This is a genomic window from Exiguobacterium sp. 8A, assembly GCF_902506275.1.
In the GTDB taxonomy this organism is placed as follows: domain Bacteria; phylum Bacillota; class Bacilli; order Exiguobacteriales; family Exiguobacteriaceae; genus Exiguobacterium; species Exiguobacterium profundum.
The window spans coordinates 628,455-644,917 of sequence record NZ_LR733630.1 but is presented as its reverse complement, the minus strand read 5'-3'; the positions used below and the strand labels follow the sequence as shown (position 1 = coordinate 644,917).

The window sequence follows — 16,463 nt, the reverse complement described above, 5'->3', positions numbered from 1 at the left end:
AATGATGCAAGTAAGACGATATGGACATATCCATCAACTGACCTTTTACGCTCCCGTACTACCAATCAACGTTCAACTGTTTGAGCATGAGCTCGGACTCGTCTTGATCGACACGGCGCTGGAGCGGAACGCGACCGATATCCTGTCGTATATCGCCGAGCTAGACAAGCCACTCCTCGCGATATTGTTAACGCATGCTCATGGGGATCATGTCGGTGGGGTGGACACCATCAAAGCAGAGCATCCGCTCGCTGAACTCTTCATCTCCCGACGTGATGCCCGCCTCTTATCGGGAGATCGGTCGCTAGAGGAAGAAGAGCAGAATAAGATTCGTGGTTCTTTGCCGACGATTCGTTCTACACCGGATGCGGTACTAGAGATTGGTGAGCGGTTATTCGGTTTACGTGTCCTCGATGCAGCGGGTCATACACCAGGATCGATTGCGTACTATGACGAGGTAAATCGGGTATTATTTGCAGGTGACGCTTTTCAAACTCAGGGAGGGGCAGCGGTGGCTGGAGATGTTCGGCCGTTATTCCCATTACCAGGACTCGCGACATGGAATCGGTCCGTTGCGGTCGAGAGTGCGGAGCGGCTAGTGGACTTGTCACCACTCCTTACTTTCGTCGGGCACGGTCCGCCACTCAAAGGGACACACCGGCTCTATTTGGCGTTGAAACGGGCGAAACGGAAGCAGGCGAGAAAGTTTATCCGTTAACGGGAGGGTTGCACCATGCAGCTGAAAGAAGTTGCCATTCATCAATTTGAGCAAGCCCAACAGATGCTCGAGATTCAACGTAACGCTTATGCGGTCGAAGCGGAACTGCTCGGGTTTGACGAAATCCCGGCGCGCTATGAGACGATCGATGTCATTCAAAACTTACCAGGCACGAGTTATGGCTTATATATCGAGGAGCGGTTGATTGGGTTTGTCACGGTGGAAGCATCTGAGAAAACTGTTGAAATCACGAAACTATGTATCGACCCGACATACTTTCGGGCGAGACTGGCGACGACGTTACTCGAACACATATTGAGCATTCACAAAGGAAAGTTGATTTACGTGCATACGGGCAAGCATAACGGACCGGCGAAGCGTCTGTATACGAAACTTGGATTTGAACCGAGTGCCGAATTCGAACCAGAACATGGCGTCACATTGATCCGATATACGCATACGTCTTAAATTCAAATCTCATCTCACTATCATAAGTATACTAAGATAATGAGATGAGTTATTATTTTTACTGATAATATATGTTATGTAAACTAGTGAAAAATAGAGCAAAAAATTGCTCTGACTGAAGTTCCCTATTCCTTAAAAATCTTGTACCAGTACAAGGTCAATTCAATTTGTGGATTTGCATATTGTTTTGTTGAATCGACGCCACCAAGTTGAAATCCCTGTCTTTCATAGAAACGACAAGCAATGAGATTATCGTTCTGAGCTTCAAGCGACAAACCAATCATCCGTTTCTCTTTTGCCCACTGTTCGGCTGTTTCGATCAACATTTGTCCAATCCCACGTTTACGATATGTTTGACGGATCGCGATATTTTCAATGTATGCAAAGCGACTCCAATCCTTCACGAGTCGGATTTGTCCGACACATTCATCAGCGTCCATCGCTAAAAAGACGATTCGATTGTCATGTTCGATATACTGCGTCCAATCAATCCGGTCTTCTGGAAATGAGGTTTCTTTCGTCACGACATCTAGCTCTTCAACATAAGACCATTGACCGTTTATGTAACTGGGAACTATCCGTCCGATGATTGGAAAAGGATCATTTGCATCATTCACAATGTGAACATGCGCCTCATCTAGGGCTCTGATTCGAATCATACTCATCCGCTCCGCCTCCTCTATTGCGTATTAGTTCTTCATTCATCTCTTTTAACTAACTTTCAATCATTATTTTAAGGTCCATCGATTCTGTCTCACTTGAATTTTACTTCTGTATCATTCGTGTGAATTTAGCATTCATCGGAATGATAACGCTTTATGAATAAACGTTTCAAATTTTAAATTCACCTGTTTAAACTATGTTTCACAGTTGCTAGACCGCTGAAGTCATGCTATTTTTAGACAGATGAACCATCTTAAGGAGGAATTCTTGTGAAACGAACGACTAAAGGTTTGGCAGCAACTTTATTTTTAGCAATCCCACTTGCCGCTTGTGGTGATGATAGCACGAATCAAGCAGACACGTCACTTTGGGAAGAAATTCAAGAAGAAGGGACATTGACAGTCGGCACTGCCGGCACCCTCTACCCCGCTTCTTTCCGTGAAGAAGAGAGCGACGCGTTGACAGGTTTTGACGTCGAACTCATGAAGGAAGTCGCCAAACGCCTTGATCTCGAAATCGAGTTCAAAGAAATGGCATTTGACAACATGTTAACGAGTGTTCAGAACGGTCAAATCGACATCGCTGCAAATGATATCTCGGTAACAGAAGACCGTAAAGAGAAGTTCGCCTTCTCAAAACCGTATAAATACACTTACGGGACTGCTATCGTTCGCAAGAGCGACCTCTCTGGAATTGAATCACTCGAGGATTTGAAAGGCAAGAAAGCCGCTGGTGAAGCGACGACTGTCTTCATGGATGTGGCTCGAGAGTATGGAGCAGAAGAAGTCATCTATGACAACGCCACGAACGATCAGTACTTGCGCGACGTTTCAACGGGACGGACCGATGTCATCTTGAACGACTATTATCTTCAAACGTTGGCACTTGCTTTCTTCCCTGAGTTCGATATCACGATTCATCCGGATATCGCCTATAACCCGCAAGAAGTAGCATTTTTGATGGATAAAGAAAATGACGAGCTCCAGGAGAACATCGACCGTGTACTAGATGAAATGCTTGAAGATGGTACAGTCAAAGAACTATCTGAGCAATTCTATAATGGTGCCGATGTTTCGGTAGAACCTGACGTAGACGCAACAATCGTCGAAACGAAGTAATGTTGGCATGTCGTTCTCAGATGTCAAATGGGACGCCATCTTTGACGTAGACCTGGCGATCCAATCGTTTCCTTACCTGTTGGGCGGGTTACCGAATACGCTTTGGATCTCGTTCATCAGCATGTTTTTTGGTCTCCTGCTTGGTCTTTTGCTGGCGCTCGGGAAATTGTCTCCGACACGACTCCTTCGCTATCCGTCGACTTTCTATATCTCGTTCATGCGTGGAGTCCCCATCTTGATCATTCTGTTCATCCTCTATTCGGGATTCCCGTTCATCGGAATCGAGTTCGCCGCTTTGACGGCAGCCATTCTCGGATTTAGTCTGAATTCTGCCGCCTATATCGCTGAGATCATCCGCTCCTCGATTCGCGCGGTCGATGACGGACAGGTTGAGGCGGCTCGTTCACTCGGGATGGGGAAATGGTTGACATTGAAGGGGGTCGTCTTACCGCAGGCGACACGGATCGCCCTTCCGCCGCTCTCGAACGTTTTTCTCGATCTGATTAAAGCGAGTTCGCTCGCTGCGATGATCACGGTACCTGAGATATTTAATAAGGCCAAGATCGTCGGTGGACGAGAGTTCGACTACATGACAGTGTATATCGTCGTGGCGTTGATCTACTGGGCAATCTGTACGTTCATGTCCTTTTTCCAAGAATGGCTCGAACGTCATTTTGAACGATACTTGGATTCTCCAAAACGTTGACTGACTGGCTTATGCCGGTCGGTCTTTTTTAGTGAAATGGATTTTTGATACATCTCCTGAACCGATTATGCTATGATTTTCTTAATTATCAGAAAAATATAGGGGGATTTTGAATGAACCATCCATGGGTTTCACATTTGAATGATCAAGTCATTGGTCAATCGAAAGCCATCAAGCTCGCTTCGATTGCATTACTATCAGGAGGTCACGTTTTACTCGAGGACCGTCCCGGTACGGGGAAGACTACACTTGCCCGTAGTTTGGCAAGTTCGATATCAGCGACATTTCAGCGTGTACAGTGTACCCCGGATACATTGCCAAGTGATATTTTAGGAATGGAGTTATTCAATCCGACGACCGGAGCGTTCGAACGTCGGACGGGTCCGATTTTCACATCGATTCTACTTGTCGATGAGATTAACCGGACGACGCCACGTACACAATCTGCGTTGCTTGAGGCGATGCAGGAACGTCAAGTGACACTCGGGGAAGTGTCGCTCAAGCTACCGGAACCATTCTTTATGATTGCCACTCAAAACCCATTCGATGGACAAGGGACGTTTCCGCTCCCGCAGGCTCAATTGGACCGTTTCTTATTCAAATTGACACTTGCTCCCCTCTCGCGAGATTCCGAACGACGACTGATTCGCAATGAGCACCTCGCTTCAGAATCTTTCTCTCTGCAACAGGACGAATTGTTGAAGATGCAACAAGAGGTACGAGATGTCCGATTCCACGAGGCGATGGAGGATTACTTACTGGATTTGATGGAGTCACTTCGTCATCATCGTGACATCGAGGTTGGACCAAGTCCACGTGCGACGCTCGCGTATACGATGGCGGCTCGGGCTCATGCCTATATGGAAGGACGCGACTATGTCTCACCAGAAGATATTCGGGCACTCGCGCTTCCGATTTTAGGGCATCGAATCGTCTTGACGGTCGAAGCGTCGCTGAAGACGAAGCCGTCAAAGTTGATCAAATCTGTACTCGAGACCATCCCGGTCCCCTCAGAGGTGTAAGATGCAGTTAGTCAGCCCACGCTATCTCGAGTCCGGCTATATGTGGCTCCTGTTCGTCGTCGGGGTCTTTACGGCACTTTATGGGAACGTCTTGATTGCCAGTCTATTGATTGGATTCAGTCTCTATGCACTGGTCATGCCATCTTTTATGTTTCGATTGGCAGAACAAATCCATGTCGACCTCACTGAGGAGATGAAACTTTTTCCGAATGACGAGGCCGTCTATGTCTTGAAACTTGTCTCGACGGCAAAAGTCCCGCTTGGCGTTGTCCGCCTATCCGGCTATTTGCATCCCACCGTGGAATCAGAAGGACATGCGTTTTGGCGGCAGGAGAACTTTGTCGAGACGAATGCGACTGTCGACTTCACAATCCCGCTCCATGCGAAGAAGCGAGGTCCTATCCGCCTAGAGGCTATCGGGATGGAAATTCGGGATCCGTTACGCATGTTCTCGCTCTATAAAGAGGACTCACTCCCACGCATCGGCTATGTCTTCCCAGAGTTTTCGCCCTATCCGATTCCGAAACGTCCCCCTACTCTCCCAGGTGAGGAGATGGTTCGTCATAGTGCCTATCGTGACCCGGAGACGTTCCAATCGGTCACTCCATATCATGGGCAACCGATGCGACAGCTATATTGGTCTGCCTATGCGAAGACGGGCGAACTGCTGGCCCGTACCGAGCAACCGGTACAAGCAAATGAATATGTCATCGTCCTCGACTTGTTGACGAAGGATGGGCGTGCCCTCACCTATCAGATGGAGCGCCTCATCTCGCAAGCTGCCGCATTATGCCGTGATTTCGAGAAAGAAAATGCGAGTTACGGTCTGATTGTCCCGACGCTTACGAAGGATGGAATCACGTATGACCTTCAACCGGGAAGTGGTGAGGTACATTTTCGGAAGATTATGACGACGTTCGCTTGTCTGTCCGAGAGTGATTTTCCGCTTGCTCGCTCCTTGTTTGAGCGAAAGGTCGCCAAATACAGTGGGAATCAGTCGATTCTCCGCTTGGGGGGTGACGGTCAATGAGATGGTTATGGTGGGTCTTCGCAGCATTTTACATCGGGCACGTGTTTCCATTGCTCTTCTTATTGACACTTCGTCTCCCTCGGAATACACAACTGATTGTACAGACGATCATGAGCGTCGGTGCCCTTTATTTCTCTTATGAGATGAGCATCATGCTTTTGATATTCACATACGTTCATGCATTCATTCGGACGTTGGATTGGACGGACCGTTACGCGATGGCGAGCGTATTGTTTTTGGTGGCGGACTGGTTATTCCCCCCGGCATCGCAATCGCTCGCGATGGTGCTCTTTCCGTTCATCTTTTTGATTTGGCAACGAAACCTGTATTACCGTCGCGACTACAAGCGGATGGTGACGATGTTGACCGTCGGCCTAGGCATCGGTCTGATTGTCTCTCTCATCATTCGTACGATTAAAGAGCTATTGTTTGGTAATGTCGTCGCCTGGATCACTCCATTCTTTTTGTGGATCGGGAGCTGGTTTGATGGAATCGTACTCGACCCGAATGATCGCGTAAACCGCTTCCTCGTACCGGATAATCCGAACCTAGATGCGGAGACAGTGGCGCAAGAGACATTGCTCGCGTCCGCATCGAATAACTCGCTGTTCTATATCGGAGTGTTTGTAATGATCTTGCTTCTTGGGGTAGGATTGTTCTTCTATCTGCAGAAGCGAAAAGACATCCAGGAAGATGGAATGATTCCTAGGAGTATTCACCACCCGACACTCTCAGATAAGCGGATCGTCCGCTCGCCTCGCCAGATTCGCCTTCTTGAGACGGGACGAAAGTTAGAACAGCATCACCCACGTCATCGAGAGGAGACGGTGGCTGATTGGTTGCAGCGAATCGAGTTCACGGACCACAGGCTTTATGCAGATTGGTTAGAGGCCGCAGAGTATGGGGACAAGGAAGCGCCACAAGCAATCAGTGATTCATTCGAACGACTCGTTGAACAAGTGAATAAACGCTAAAAAACATCCGGCAGAGGAGTTCCTTCTGACCGGATGTTTTTCATTATAAAATTGGACTGAGAAGGCGGGACACGCTCTCTTTGAAGCGAATCCAACGTGTCCTCGATTCATATCGTTCGATGGTTAGCCGCTCAGCGCGTGCCTCGTCTCGCTCGAACGCATCGATGACGGACTGAGCGACGTCTTTGTCGAAGACGAGCGCTGAAATTTCAAAGTTGAGGCGGAAACTTCGGGCGTCGATGTTCGTCGTCCCAATTGATGCGACTTCTCCGTCGATGACGAGCGTTTTCGCATGAAGGAAACCTTCCTCATACGTGAACACTTCTGCCCCGTAACGTACGAGCTCCGCAGCGTTCGCATAGGTCGCCCAGTAGACAAACATATGGTCGGGCTTGTTCGGGATCATCAGTTTGATCTTAGTACCCGCCATCAGGGCGATTCGACAGGCATCAAGGAAACTTGCATCCGGGATGAAGTAGGGAGTCTGGATATAGATACATTCTTTCGACTGGGTGATCATTTTGACGAGCATATTCTTTAAATGCTCCGTCGACGAGTTTGGACCCGATGTCACGATTTGAACCGGGGACGCATGACGAGCAATCCCTTCGATTGGCCAAACAAAGTCGTCTTTCTGTGCCTTCGTTCGTGTCGGGACAGAGCGATTCCAATCCAGGATGAATCGTTCGAGCAATTCCTTAACGGCGTCGCCTGAAATTCGTAAGTGAACATCTCGCCAATAACCGAAATGCTCATCCTTTCCGAGATACTCATCCCCGACGTTGAAGCCGCCGATATAACCAAGTTCTCCGTCAACGACGCAGAGTTTTCGGTGATTTCGATTGTTGACGCGGAAGTTGATGCCGAGTTTGGACGGAAAGAACGATTTGACTTCCCCACCGTGGGCCAGCAGGTCCTTAAAGTGTTTGTGCCTCAGTCCCCTCGAGCCGACCGCATCGTAGAGGAGTCGGACACGTAATCCTTGTTTTGCCTTTTCGGTCAATAAGCGAATTAACGATTGACCCAGCGCATCGTTTTGGATGATGTAATATTGAATGTTCACTTCTTTCGTCGCCTGTTCGATATCTCGAAACAGTTGATCAAACTTCTCTTTTCCGTCGTGAAGGACGTCGATATCGTTCTGGAAAGACATCATCGCATTCGTCGATACGAGATTCAATCGTGCGAGTCGTCGGTGCTTCAATAGAAGTGGATGATTGAACGGTGCCATGGATTGGTCCAATTGGTCAAATTGCTCCGCCACATGATGATGATACGCTTCACGTTTCTCTTCTTCGACTTCATAAAAGTTTTGAGATTTGATCAATCGACCGAAGAAGATGTAGACGAAGAATCCGATGAGAGGCAAGAAGAAGAGGACGAGTAACCACGCCCAAGTCGTTCCAATGTCACGCCTTTCAAAAAAGATAATGGTGATTGCAAACGTGAGGTTAAGCAATAAGATGAGCCAAGTCATGATGACGATAATGAGTCCGATAGTCACTTCCATGGTATCCCTCCCTTTCTTTCAATTCTTACCCGAAATCAGACAATCTTAGCAAATGTTTTTCCTGATTTGGGTATACATTAATGAAGAAGTGAAGAAACGGGGGGAAGCTTATGGAAGACATGATGATTGGGTTCAGCTTACTTGTCCTCATCGGTGCACTTTCGCAGTTACTCGCTTGGCGATTTGACTTTCCAGCCATCTTGATTATGACGGTTGCAGGGATTCTAGTCGGACCGATTTTCGGTTGGTTGGAGCCGGATCGGATACTCGGTGAGCTTTATAGCCCACTCATCTCCATCGCGGTGGCGCTCATCCTGTTTGAAGGAAGCCTCAGTCTCGAATTCAGGGAGATTGACGATTTGCGGAGATCAATCTTTCGTCTCGTCACGGTCGGGGTATTCGTTTCTTTTATCTTGACCTCGATTTTGCTCATCATGGTTGGAGATTTTCATTGGTTGCCAGCATTTACGCTCGGTGCCATCTTTGTCGTGACCGGACCGACCGTCATCATTCCGTTACTTCGACAAGCTAACTTGTCCGCACGCCCAGCTAAAGTCTTGAAATGGGAAGGGATCATCGTCGATCCTCTTGGCGCCTTGATTGGACTCTTTGTCGTTCGAGTGGGATTCATCTTCTATCAAAACGACGGGCTCGCGAGCCACTTGCCATTTTTTTGGTCCTGTATCGTCGCCGTCGCCTTTGGGATTGCCGTTGGACATCTATTAATTCGTTTGTTCGGGAATGAGAAAGTCCCTGAATATTTAAGAACAACCCTCACGTTCTCTGGGGTCCTCCTCGTATATTCAATCAGTGAATGGGTCATGAGCGAGGTCGGGCTATTGGCTGTAACGGCAATGGGATTGACGATGGCAAATTCAAAGCATGGACATATGCATATTCTGAAACAGCTTCGTGAGTTTAAAGAGAACATTTCGATTTTACTGGTTTCGACAGTCTTCATCATTCTGACGGCAAGTTTGACACGTGATAGTTTACTCGCCATTTTCGACTGGCCTCTCCTCTTGTCTATTCTCGGAATCTTATTTTTTGTCCGACCGATCTCGGTGCAGACGTCGCTCCTCGGTTCTCCGCTATCCGCTCAAGAACGGGCACTCATCAGCTGGATTGCCCCTCGAGGTATTGTTGCGATGACGGTGACCGGTTTCTTTGCACAAGAGATTGCCGAACTGGGAATTGAAGATGCGGAACGGATGTTGCCAATCACACTCGGTTTAGTCGTAACGTCTGTCGCCCTACATGGATTGACGATTAAACCACTCGCGAAGCGACTCGGACTGACGAAAGTGAAGAATCCTTGGGAGAAGGTATAGACAAAAAAAGACACCGCCCGATGGCAGTGTCTTTGATCAGCTTGAATTAGTTCAAGACTTTGATTGTGATTGATTGGCGACCGAAAGCAAGTGCTTGCTCTTGTGTCGGCATCAAGATATCGATTTTGTTTCCTTTGATGGCACCACCAGTGTCTCCTGCGATGGCTTCTCCGTATCCTTCAACCCATACTTTAGAGCCGAGCGGAATGACAGAAGGGTCAACCGCGATGACTTTTTGGTTCGGGTTCGAACGAACGTCGATTCCTGTCGCTGTGATACCAGAACATCCTGCACAATATGGTGTATAAGCTGTCGCTTCAACTGTCATTGTCTGACCTGAAGCCGGAGCTTGGGTTTGCGTTGTAGACGATGCAGTTTTTGTTACAGGTGCTGATGTCGATGTCTTCGGTGCTGTTGTCTTCGCATCGTTCGCTACAGATGCAGCGGCTGCACCTTTCACGGCGAACTCTTGTCCAGGGAAAATAAGATCTGAATCAAGACCGTTCCAAGTCATCAATTGATTGACAGAGATCCCGTGGTTCAATGCGATACGATAAAGTGTATCACCTGATTTAACTGTATACGTTTTAGATGCAGTAGAAGCTTGTGATTTTGCTTCTGCCTTTCCAAGTTTCAAGACTTGGTTCGGATAAATCATATTTGAGTTTAAGCCGTTCGCTTGTTTGATGTCGTTTACAGAGACGTTGTTGTTCACGGCGATACGATAGAGCGTATCTCCAGACTGAACTGTGTGTGTTGATGCTGCCGAAGCTGGAGCAGCGACTCCTAAACTAAGGCCAGCGAGTGCCGTTAGTGTCAATAGTGGTTTTTTCATAAGAATATTCCTCCCTTTTCTAACGCCCCCTTACTGTAACACCTGTATATTTCACAGCGATTACAGGACGATATGAGAGTGTTATCAGTTCATTTACAGAACAATTCACGAGGATGAGAGGTTTCTGAAAATTGTTTCAATCTATTGAAACGGCTTCACAGAGCCAATTTAAGATATACTATAGAGAGAAAAAAGGAGGTTTTGGTCTTTGGAACTATTACTGCTATATTACATTGTGACTAATTTACTAGCGTTTGTGTCATATTTTGTCGATAAACGACGGTCTCGTGTCGGAGCTTGGCGTATTTCTGAGCGGACATTGTTGACGATGGCATGGATCGGTGGAGCGTTCGGTGCCTATTTGGCGATGCGCGTCTTTCGTCATAAGACGCTAAAACCGAAATTCCGAATCGGAGTGCCTGTTGCAATTCTCGTGCATGCTGCTTTTACCGGTTGGCTGATTTTTTAAACTCTTATATAGAAGAAACTCGATTGTATCTTTTAATGAACGATGAATAAAAATGTCAGATTCGTCCCAGTTCATGCTCATTTCAAAGTGTTTCTCCGTGAACAATCGAAATGAAATGTCGGGAAATTTCCGAAACGAGGAGGATGGCTCTTTTGAAGAGTATCGAGATGATTCGTCACGGATCATTGACATTAAAGGTGACTGATCACTTCACTGTTCTTTTTTGCAAGTCTGGGACGTCCGTGATTCGAGTGAACGGAGAAAGCATCACCCTTCATCCAAGAGAGGCCGTTCTCTTGGCACGAGGACAAAGTGTCATGGTTGAGAAAATCGAGGAAGCGTCACCGATGAGGTTACTCGAGTTTGATCCGACTGCTTTGTTCCATCCCGAGTTGGCGAAGCGATATGTGACGCCATATCTAAATACTGAAAAGTCCATACATATGATAAAACCGGAACGAGGTCATCAATCTATTATTCAGACGATTGAACGGGCCGTTCAACATTTATCTGCGGACGGTCCACTCGCATTGATGGATGCGACACTTCAATGTACAGTCATCTGGCGCTACTGGATTCAGCAAGAGACTGAAACGATGAAGAATGAGAACAAACGGGAAAGTCTTCGTCATATGCTTGCTTATGTCGACGCTCACATAGAGGACAGACCGACATTAGCCCAAATCGCTCATGCGGGCAGTGTGAGTCGAAGTGAGTGCTCTCGTTTGTTTGTATTCTTTGGAGACACATCTCCTATTGCGTATGTACAGATGAAGCGAATGGAGCGGGCCGCCACTTTATTAGAAGATTTGACGGAAGGTATCGCAGACATCGCCAATCGCCTGAGCTACTCAAGTGTCAGTCACTTCGTACAGACATTCAAAGCACATCATGCAATCACCCCGCTCGCCTATCGAAAACAATACCAAAAGAAAAGAGCCGAATAACCAGCTCTTTTCTTTTATCTTGCGGTCCACCCACCATCGGCTTTCAAAACATCTCCATTCACGAAGCTCGAATCATCCGATGCTAAAAAGAGGGCGACGTTCGCTATTTGCTCTGGTTCTCCCATCGGGGCTTCCCCCGCCCCTTGAATGGCGCGCATCCCAAGTTCGCTCGGTGCTGTGATGGTTGATCCAATATTCGTATTGACGCCACCCGGTGCGATGGCGTTTGCTCGAATCTTACCGAGCGTGCCATGTGTCGCCGCGATGTTCTTCGTCAATCCGATTAACGCATGTTTTGAGGCCACATACGCTGCACCACCTCGTGTACCGAATAATCCTCCGACCGATGCATTGTTGATGATGACGCCACCCCGGTTCTGCTTCTCCATCACTTGGATGGCGGCACGTGAAAGTTTCATCGGTCCGGTCAAATTGACGCCAAGGACACGGTCCCATAATTCATCCGTCACTTCTCCCACCGTCATGAAGTTGTCCATGATTCCCGCGTTATTGACGAGAATGTCGACCGACCCGAACGTGTCTTTCGCCGCATCGACAAGTTTGTCAATATCCGTTTGAGTCGTCACGTTACCAGCAATGCCAAGAACTTCCCCACCCGCTGCTTTGATTTCATCAACTACCGCCTGCACAGCATCTTCATTCAAGTCGAAGGCGACGACTCGTGCGCCTTCTTCCGCAAACAGTTTGGCGATGGCCCGCCCCATGCCTGAACCTGCGCCAGTGACAATTGCCGTTTTTCCTGAAAGCTTCATTCCTCATTCCTCCTTTGAAAGGTCAGAACGTATACGACGTGATGACAGTAATCTGCCTGTCACTATGTTATACCCACATTTGGTTGCGAGCCTCCTGAGAAACATGGCGATTTTTCTTCAATTGACTCCCAGCAATCTTTATACTTGAATGGAAAGCACTCCATTATATAAAGGAGAGATGACGTGAGACAATTCCATGCAACCGTCCATGGTCGAGGTGAACCTGTACTTTTCCTTCCCGGTGGAGGATTCACTGGGTCACAAGGCCAATTATTTACCGAAGCATTACATAACGATTTCGAAGTTCACCTGTTAGATCTACCTGGGTTTGGTGAAAGTGAGGGACTACATACATTCGCCACGTCCAAAGTACTCGCGGACTGGGTCGAGACGTATCGAATCTCACGACACCTTGAATCGGTTCGACTAATCGGTCATTCGATGGGAGGTGCCATCGCCCTGGCTTATGCAGTCCATTATCCAGACCAAGTCAGGCATTTGATACTTCTCGACCAAGGACATAAACCGAACGCTATGCTACCATATCGGGAATATGGCATCTTCGGATTCGCCTTCCCGCTTTTACGTCTACTGTATCACCATTCACCACGACGCCTCTTGAACTGGATTGAAACGAAAGTGAATAAGAGTGACCCCATGTTTTCTGAAGAGCGGTTCCAACTGTTCTGTCGACGAATCGGGGTCGAGCCGACGTTATCGATTCGTTCTGCTGTCGAGCAATCGGCCCGTCTTTCGACCGGTGGCTTACACTTGTTGTTTGGTTATGATGGATTGGATTTTAAGGACTTGTTACGACGCGTCCAAGTCCCGACGCACCTGTATTATGCGGATTTCACGGGAATTGATTTGAAGGAGGCGAAGCGAACGCTCCATCATGTCAAACGAGCGGAACGACTGCTTCATCCTTCTGTACAATTGATTGCCGTACCAGGTGGACACTTCGTTCAATGGAGCCGTCATTTCTCGATGAAAAACGTTGAGCGGTTCTTACATACATAAAACAAGACAGCGGAGAGGTTTCCGCTGTCTTGTTCGTCATGATGCCCAGTCGTGGCGCTTTAGCCATTCGTGAAGTTGATGCTGTAGCTCAGGATGGAGCGGTTCACTGAGTTGTGAACGATATTGTTTTTTCACGTCCAAAATACTCATCTCACCATCGAAATGTTTCAACATATGGTCCATGTCCTTAATCTTTTGTACCTCGATATGCTCTACGTGAAGTGCAGCGAGCTCATCTAGATGCTCGACGTCCGTTTGAACGTCCCGGTCTCCTGTCAGTGCGAGCGTCGGAATGTTCAATTGAACCAATCGTTCTCGAAGTGACACGTCTGTGTGTGCAAGATGCTCCCGTAACCATTTGGCAGGGAACTTCATCAGCTGGATCCGCATCGTATCCTGATCCGTTGCTGTGACGCGCTCGAACAGTTTTTGTTGTTTCCCGACGACCGACTTCTCATTCAAGCTAAAGCGAAGCAGTTTACCCTTGATCCCTTTCGTACGTCCCACTTCTTCGAGCAAAGCATGTGCCTGTTCCTGCATGCTCGTCTTCAAGGCAACACCGGCACCAGACAACAGGATGAGACCAGAAACGGATTCACGTTCTGCTGCGAGTGTCGCGACGATACATCCTTCGCTATGGCCGAGCAATAAAACGTCTTGTGAGACATGGTCATGAGATTTCAGATAACGGACGACCGCCGACACGTCATCAACGAGTCCTGTCAGACCGACGCTATGTCGATTGCCACCACTCTTGCCAATCCCCCGTTTGTCATAGCGTAATGTGATGAATCCTTGTATCGTCAGCCATTCTGCTAAGTCTTTATACAAGTTTGACTTGAAGCCGGTACCATTTCCGTCACGGTCCAATCCTCCCGTCCCTCCGATGAGGACGATGGCTGGAAAGGACGACCGTTCCTGATCGGGTGTCGTTATGGTGGCAGCAATGGTTGTTTCCCCTTGAATCAATACATTTTCTTGTTTATACATCATCCATCTCCTCCTTTTCTTCTACCGGCATGAACGCGTAGGAGAATTTCCGCAACGTACGTTCTTCAGATGGTTCATGCTCGAGCACTCCCTCTAAGAGATCGTAGAGACCTCTTAGGAATCGATCACTCTCGGCATCAGACAGATAAAGTGGGATACTCCGAAAGCCGACCTTGTCTCCTTGAAGGTCGATTTTGTCCCGCTTTAAATAGTCTCCGAAATCCATGAGCAGTGACATCGCGAACGTGTAACATATTTTATATAGTTGTTCACGATCTTCCTCTTCGACGACTTGATTGACAGCGGTCAATGGATTGTTTTGAATCGCGTACACTTTTTCATACACCCCACGTACTTTGTTCTCACTTGCGACAGATAAAAACTCGTCTTGTACCATCTTGTTGATATGGCGATAGAGGCTCGCTTGGGGCACATCGGGAAGCAACTTTGCCAACTCTCCGGTCGTCACTTGCTCGTTCATGAGAACGTGCTGAAAAATTTTCATGCGAATCGGGTTTAACAGACTTTTTAAAACGTCTTGATTCATCATCTTCACCTCATTATTATCATATTTGATAATATTATTACTTATGATAATATCATGCGTCCGAATATGTGTCTACGTCCATATAAAAAGCCGCCCTCATTGGCGGCTATATACATGTTCTTATCTCTCACAGGCGATTCCATCTTTGTCGCGATCACGTGCTTTGTTCGCGTCATATAGTGCTTTACTTACATATGGTGTGTAACGTGTCTTACCACCTTTATTTTTCGTCGTCTTTGACTTGGCTACACCACCTTTATACGTTTTGTTTAACTCTGTACAGTTTTTAAATGTCTTGACCGCTGCATCTACTGATTTTGTCGGTGTTGAAGACAATCCGATGACTAGAATGAATGTTGAAAGTGCTAGCATGACTTTTTTCATGAAATCCCTCCTCTTAGATGGTATATCGGGTAATTTTGTGTGAGTTGAATCATTCTCAAAACGACATAAAAAATCCTTCTCATTTTCTATAGAAAACAAAAAGGATATGATTCATTATTTCTTTTCAACGACACCTCGGACAATCGCGAAGAATACCCGGTTCGGAAGATAACGCTTGAGGGCAATCAAAAGGCCCGCTTGTTTACCTGCTGGATAACGGAGTCGTTTCTTCCGTTCGGTCGCGGCTCGCCAAATCGTCTCAGCGACAACGTCTGGACCTTCGGCGTTCGCACCAGCGGCATTCGTGTTATGGAGCGCAACCTCTGTGTAGTCATCATATACATCGAGCGGTTGGTCACGGACGAGTTCTTGGGAACGACCGTAAAAGTCTGTCTTAATCGGTCCCGGCTCAATCAATTTCATGTCGATATTGAAAGGTGCCAACTCGAACTGGAGCGATTCGATGAATCCTTCAATCGCCCATTTTGAACTGTGATACAAGCTGTAAATTGGGAATGTGATCTGTCCACCGACGGAGGAGACGGTCACGATCCGTCCGCTCCGCTGTTTACGGAAGTATGGCAGTGCTGTCCGGATCACATTCATGACCCCGAATACGTTCGTATCAAATTGCCGTTGAATCTGTTCGGGAGAGGCTTCCTCGAAAATCCCTACCGCTCCATACCCAGCATTGTTCAACAACACATCCATCGTTCCGTGATCCGAGACGATTTGTTTAAATGCCTCTCGGATACTCGTCTCGTTCGTCACATCTAGTTGATAGAGAGACACCCCTTTTAGGTGAGACAGTTCTTGATGATCTTCAGGTCTTCACATCGTAGCGGCGACATGCCAGCCTCGTTTGCTGAACAGTTCGACCGTCGCTCGGCCAATTCCGCTCGATGCTCCTGTGATGACAATCGTTTGTTTTTGGTTCATATTCATTCCCTTTTAATGT

At 47.5% G+C, this 16,463-nt stretch carries 18 protein-coding genes and 1 pseudogene; 11 read left to right on the top strand and 8 right to left on the bottom strand.

Annotated features, from left to right (window positions below; translation table 11 throughout):
* The first annotated feature begins 4 nt into the window (after positions 1-4).
* A complete protein-coding gene (locus GVY42_RS03320; protein ID WP_159562320.1) occupies positions 5-718 on the top strand; it encodes an MBL fold metallo-hydrolase in 714 nt (237 codons plus the stop codon).
* Positions 719-733: 15 nt separating this feature from the next.
* The gene (locus GVY42_RS03315) at positions 734-1,186 is read left to right on the top strand and encodes a GNAT family N-acetyltransferase (protein WP_012726325.1); all 453 of its coding nucleotides are present in this window, start codon (positions 734-736) and stop codon (positions 1,184-1,186) included.
* A gap of 125 nt (positions 1,187-1,311) precedes the next feature.
* On the opposite strand, the gene GVY42_RS03310 is transcribed toward GVY42_RS03315, so the two are convergent.
* Positions 1,312-1,851 carry a GNAT family N-acetyltransferase gene (locus GVY42_RS03310; protein WP_159562319.1) on the bottom strand — a complete coding sequence of 180 codons (540 nt, stop codon included), beginning with the start codon at positions 1,849-1,851 and terminating at the stop codon, positions 1,312-1,314.
* Between the two features lie 267 nt (positions 1,852-2,118).
* Here GVY42_RS03310 and GVY42_RS03305 point away from each other — a divergent pair, with 267 nt between their 5' ends.
* The 5 genes from GVY42_RS03305 (at position 2,119) to GVY42_RS03285 (ending at position 6,699) form a co-directional block, all read left to right on the top strand.
* A complete protein-coding gene (locus GVY42_RS03305; RefSeq protein WP_159562318.1) occupies positions 2,119-2,967 on the top strand; it encodes a transporter substrate-binding domain-containing protein in 849 nt (282 codons plus the stop codon).
* 7 nt (positions 2,968-2,974) lie between these two features.
* Entirely contained in the window at positions 2,975-3,673 is a 699-nt protein-coding gene (locus GVY42_RS03300; protein ID WP_074037007.1) for an amino acid ABC transporter permease, read from the top strand.
* 113 nt (positions 3,674-3,786) lie between these two features.
* Positions 3,787-4,695: a MoxR family ATPase gene (locus GVY42_RS03295; protein WP_012726321.1), complete on the top strand. Its 909-nt coding sequence runs from the start codon at positions 3,787-3,789 to the stop codon at positions 4,693-4,695.
* Position 4,696: 1 nt separating this feature from the next.
* Entirely contained in the window at positions 4,697-5,725 is a 1,029-nt protein-coding gene (locus GVY42_RS03290) for a DUF58 domain-containing protein (protein ID WP_012726320.1), read from the top strand.
* Positions 5,722-6,699, top strand: a complete 978-nt coding sequence (locus tag GVY42_RS03285; protein WP_159562317.1) for a hypothetical protein — start codon at positions 5,722-5,724, stop codon at positions 6,697-6,699. The genes GVY42_RS03290 and GVY42_RS03285 overlap by 4 nt, the downstream gene beginning before the upstream one ends.
* A 43-nt stretch (positions 6,700-6,742) precedes the next feature.
* Here GVY42_RS03285 and cls read toward each other — a convergent pair whose 3' ends face one another.
* Positions 6,743-8,209: a cardiolipin synthase gene (gene cls, locus GVY42_RS03280; protein WP_159562316.1), complete on the bottom strand. Its 1,467-nt coding sequence runs from the start codon at positions 8,207-8,209 to the stop codon at positions 6,743-6,745.
* 110 nt (positions 8,210-8,319) lie between these two features.
* On the opposite strand from cls, the gene GVY42_RS03275 reads away from it, so the two are divergent.
* Entirely contained in the window at positions 8,320-9,540 is a 1,221-nt protein-coding gene (locus tag GVY42_RS03275; protein ID WP_159562315.1) for a sodium:proton antiporter, read from the top strand.
* 46 nt (positions 9,541-9,586) lie between these two features.
* On the opposite strand, the gene GVY42_RS03270 is transcribed toward GVY42_RS03275, so the two are convergent.
* On the bottom strand, positions 9,587-10,375 hold the full coding sequence (locus tag GVY42_RS03270; protein ID WP_159562314.1) for a LysM peptidoglycan-binding and 3D domain-containing protein: 789 nt from the start codon (positions 10,373-10,375) through the stop codon (positions 9,587-9,589).
* A gap of 208 nt (positions 10,376-10,583) precedes the next feature.
* Between GVY42_RS03270 and GVY42_RS03265 the strand changes: the two genes are divergently transcribed.
* Both GVY42_RS03265 and GVY42_RS03260 read left to right on the top strand, forming a co-directional pair.
* Positions 10,584-10,844 (top strand): DUF1294 domain-containing protein, encoded by a 261-nt coding sequence (locus GVY42_RS03265; protein ID WP_159562313.1) that lies wholly within the window; start codon positions 10,584-10,586, stop codon positions 10,842-10,844.
* Positions 10,845-10,996: 152 nt separating this feature from the next.
* On the top strand, positions 10,997-11,791 hold the full coding sequence (locus GVY42_RS03260; protein ID WP_159562312.1) for an AraC family transcriptional regulator: 795 nt from the start codon (positions 10,997-10,999) through the stop codon (positions 11,789-11,791).
* A gap of 14 nt (positions 11,792-11,805) precedes the next feature.
* Here GVY42_RS03260 and GVY42_RS03255 read toward each other — a convergent pair whose 3' ends face one another.
* The gene (locus tag GVY42_RS03255) at positions 11,806-12,564 is read right to left on the bottom strand and encodes a glucose 1-dehydrogenase (RefSeq protein WP_159562311.1); all 759 of its coding nucleotides are present in this window, start codon (positions 12,562-12,564) and stop codon (positions 11,806-11,808) included.
* 183 nt (positions 12,565-12,747) lie between these two features.
* Here GVY42_RS03255 and GVY42_RS03250 point away from each other — a divergent pair, with 183 nt between their 5' ends.
* On the top strand, positions 12,748-13,584 hold the full coding sequence (locus GVY42_RS03250; RefSeq protein WP_159562310.1) for an alpha/beta hydrolase: 837 nt from the start codon (positions 12,748-12,750) through the stop codon (positions 13,582-13,584).
* A gap of 36 nt (positions 13,585-13,620) precedes the next feature.
* Here GVY42_RS03250 and GVY42_RS03245 read toward each other — a convergent pair whose 3' ends face one another.
* The 4 genes and pseudogenes from GVY42_RS03245 to GVY42_RS03230 form a co-directional block, all read right to left on the bottom strand.
* Positions 13,621-14,574, bottom strand: a complete 954-nt coding sequence (locus tag GVY42_RS03245) for an alpha/beta hydrolase (protein WP_159562309.1) — start codon at positions 14,572-14,574, stop codon at positions 13,621-13,623.
* Positions 14,567-15,121: a helix-turn-helix domain-containing protein gene (locus GVY42_RS03240; protein WP_159562308.1), complete on the bottom strand. Its 555-nt coding sequence runs from the start codon at positions 15,119-15,121 to the stop codon at positions 14,567-14,569. Before GVY42_RS03240 ends, GVY42_RS03245 begins: the two co-directional genes overlap by 8 nt.
* 120 nt (positions 15,122-15,241) lie before the next feature.
* Positions 15,242-15,505, bottom strand: coding sequence for an excalibur calcium-binding domain-containing protein (locus GVY42_RS03235; RefSeq protein WP_159562307.1), 264 nt, complete (start codon positions 15,503-15,505; stop codon positions 15,242-15,244).
* A 114-nt stretch (positions 15,506-15,619) separates the two neighbouring features.
* Positions 15,620-16,444: pseudogene (locus GVY42_RS03230) on the bottom strand (SDR family oxidoreductase).
* Positions 16,445-16,463 lie beyond the last annotated feature (19 nt).

Excerpts from the sequence above, each read along its gene's own strand:
- GVY42_RS03300 (WP_074037007.1), top strand. The coding sequence starts at position 2,975 with ATGTCGTTCTCAGATGTCAAATGGGACGCCATCTTTGACGTAGACCTG.
- cls (WP_159562316.1), bottom strand. The coding sequence starts at position 8,209 with ATGGAAGTGACTATCGGACTCATTATCGTCATCATGACTTGGCTCATC.
- GVY42_RS03320 (WP_159562320.1), top strand. The coding sequence starts at position 5 with ATGCAAGTAAGACGATATGGACATATCCATCAACTGACCTTTTACGCT.
- GVY42_RS03295 (WP_012726321.1), top strand. The coding sequence starts at position 3,787 with ATGAACCATCCATGGGTTTCACATTTGAATGATCAAGTCATTGGTCAA.
- GVY42_RS03315 (WP_012726325.1), top strand. The coding sequence starts at position 734 with ATGCAGCTGAAAGAAGTTGCCATTCATCAATTTGAGCAAGCCCAACAG.
- GVY42_RS03235 (WP_159562307.1), bottom strand. The coding sequence starts at position 15,505 with ATGAAAAAAGTCATGCTAGCACTTTCAACATTCATTCTAGTCATCGGA.
- GVY42_RS03255 (WP_159562311.1), bottom strand. The coding sequence starts at position 12,564 with ATGAAGCTTTCAGGAAAAACGGCAATTGTCACTGGCGCAGGTTCAGGC.
- GVY42_RS03240 (WP_159562308.1), bottom strand. The coding sequence starts at position 15,121 with ATGAATCAAGACGTTTTAAAAAGTCTGTTAAACCCGATTCGCATGAAA.
- GVY42_RS03310 (WP_159562319.1), bottom strand. The coding sequence starts at position 1,851 with ATGAGTATGATTCGAATCAGAGCCCTAGATGAGGCGCATGTTCACATT.
- GVY42_RS03275 (WP_159562315.1), top strand. The coding sequence starts at position 8,320 with ATGGAAGACATGATGATTGGGTTCAGCTTACTTGTCCTCATCGGTGCA.
- GVY42_RS03290 (WP_012726320.1), top strand. The coding sequence starts at position 4,697 with ATGCAGTTAGTCAGCCCACGCTATCTCGAGTCCGGCTATATGTGGCTC.
- GVY42_RS03285 (WP_159562317.1), top strand. The coding sequence starts at position 5,722 with ATGAGATGGTTATGGTGGGTCTTCGCAGCATTTTACATCGGGCACGTG.
- GVY42_RS03245 (WP_159562309.1), bottom strand. The coding sequence starts at position 14,574 with ATGTATAAACAAGAAAATGTATTGATTCAAGGGGAAACAACCATTGCT.
- GVY42_RS03270 (WP_159562314.1), bottom strand. The coding sequence starts at position 10,375 with ATGAAAAAACCACTATTGACACTAACGGCACTCGCTGGCCTTAGTTTA.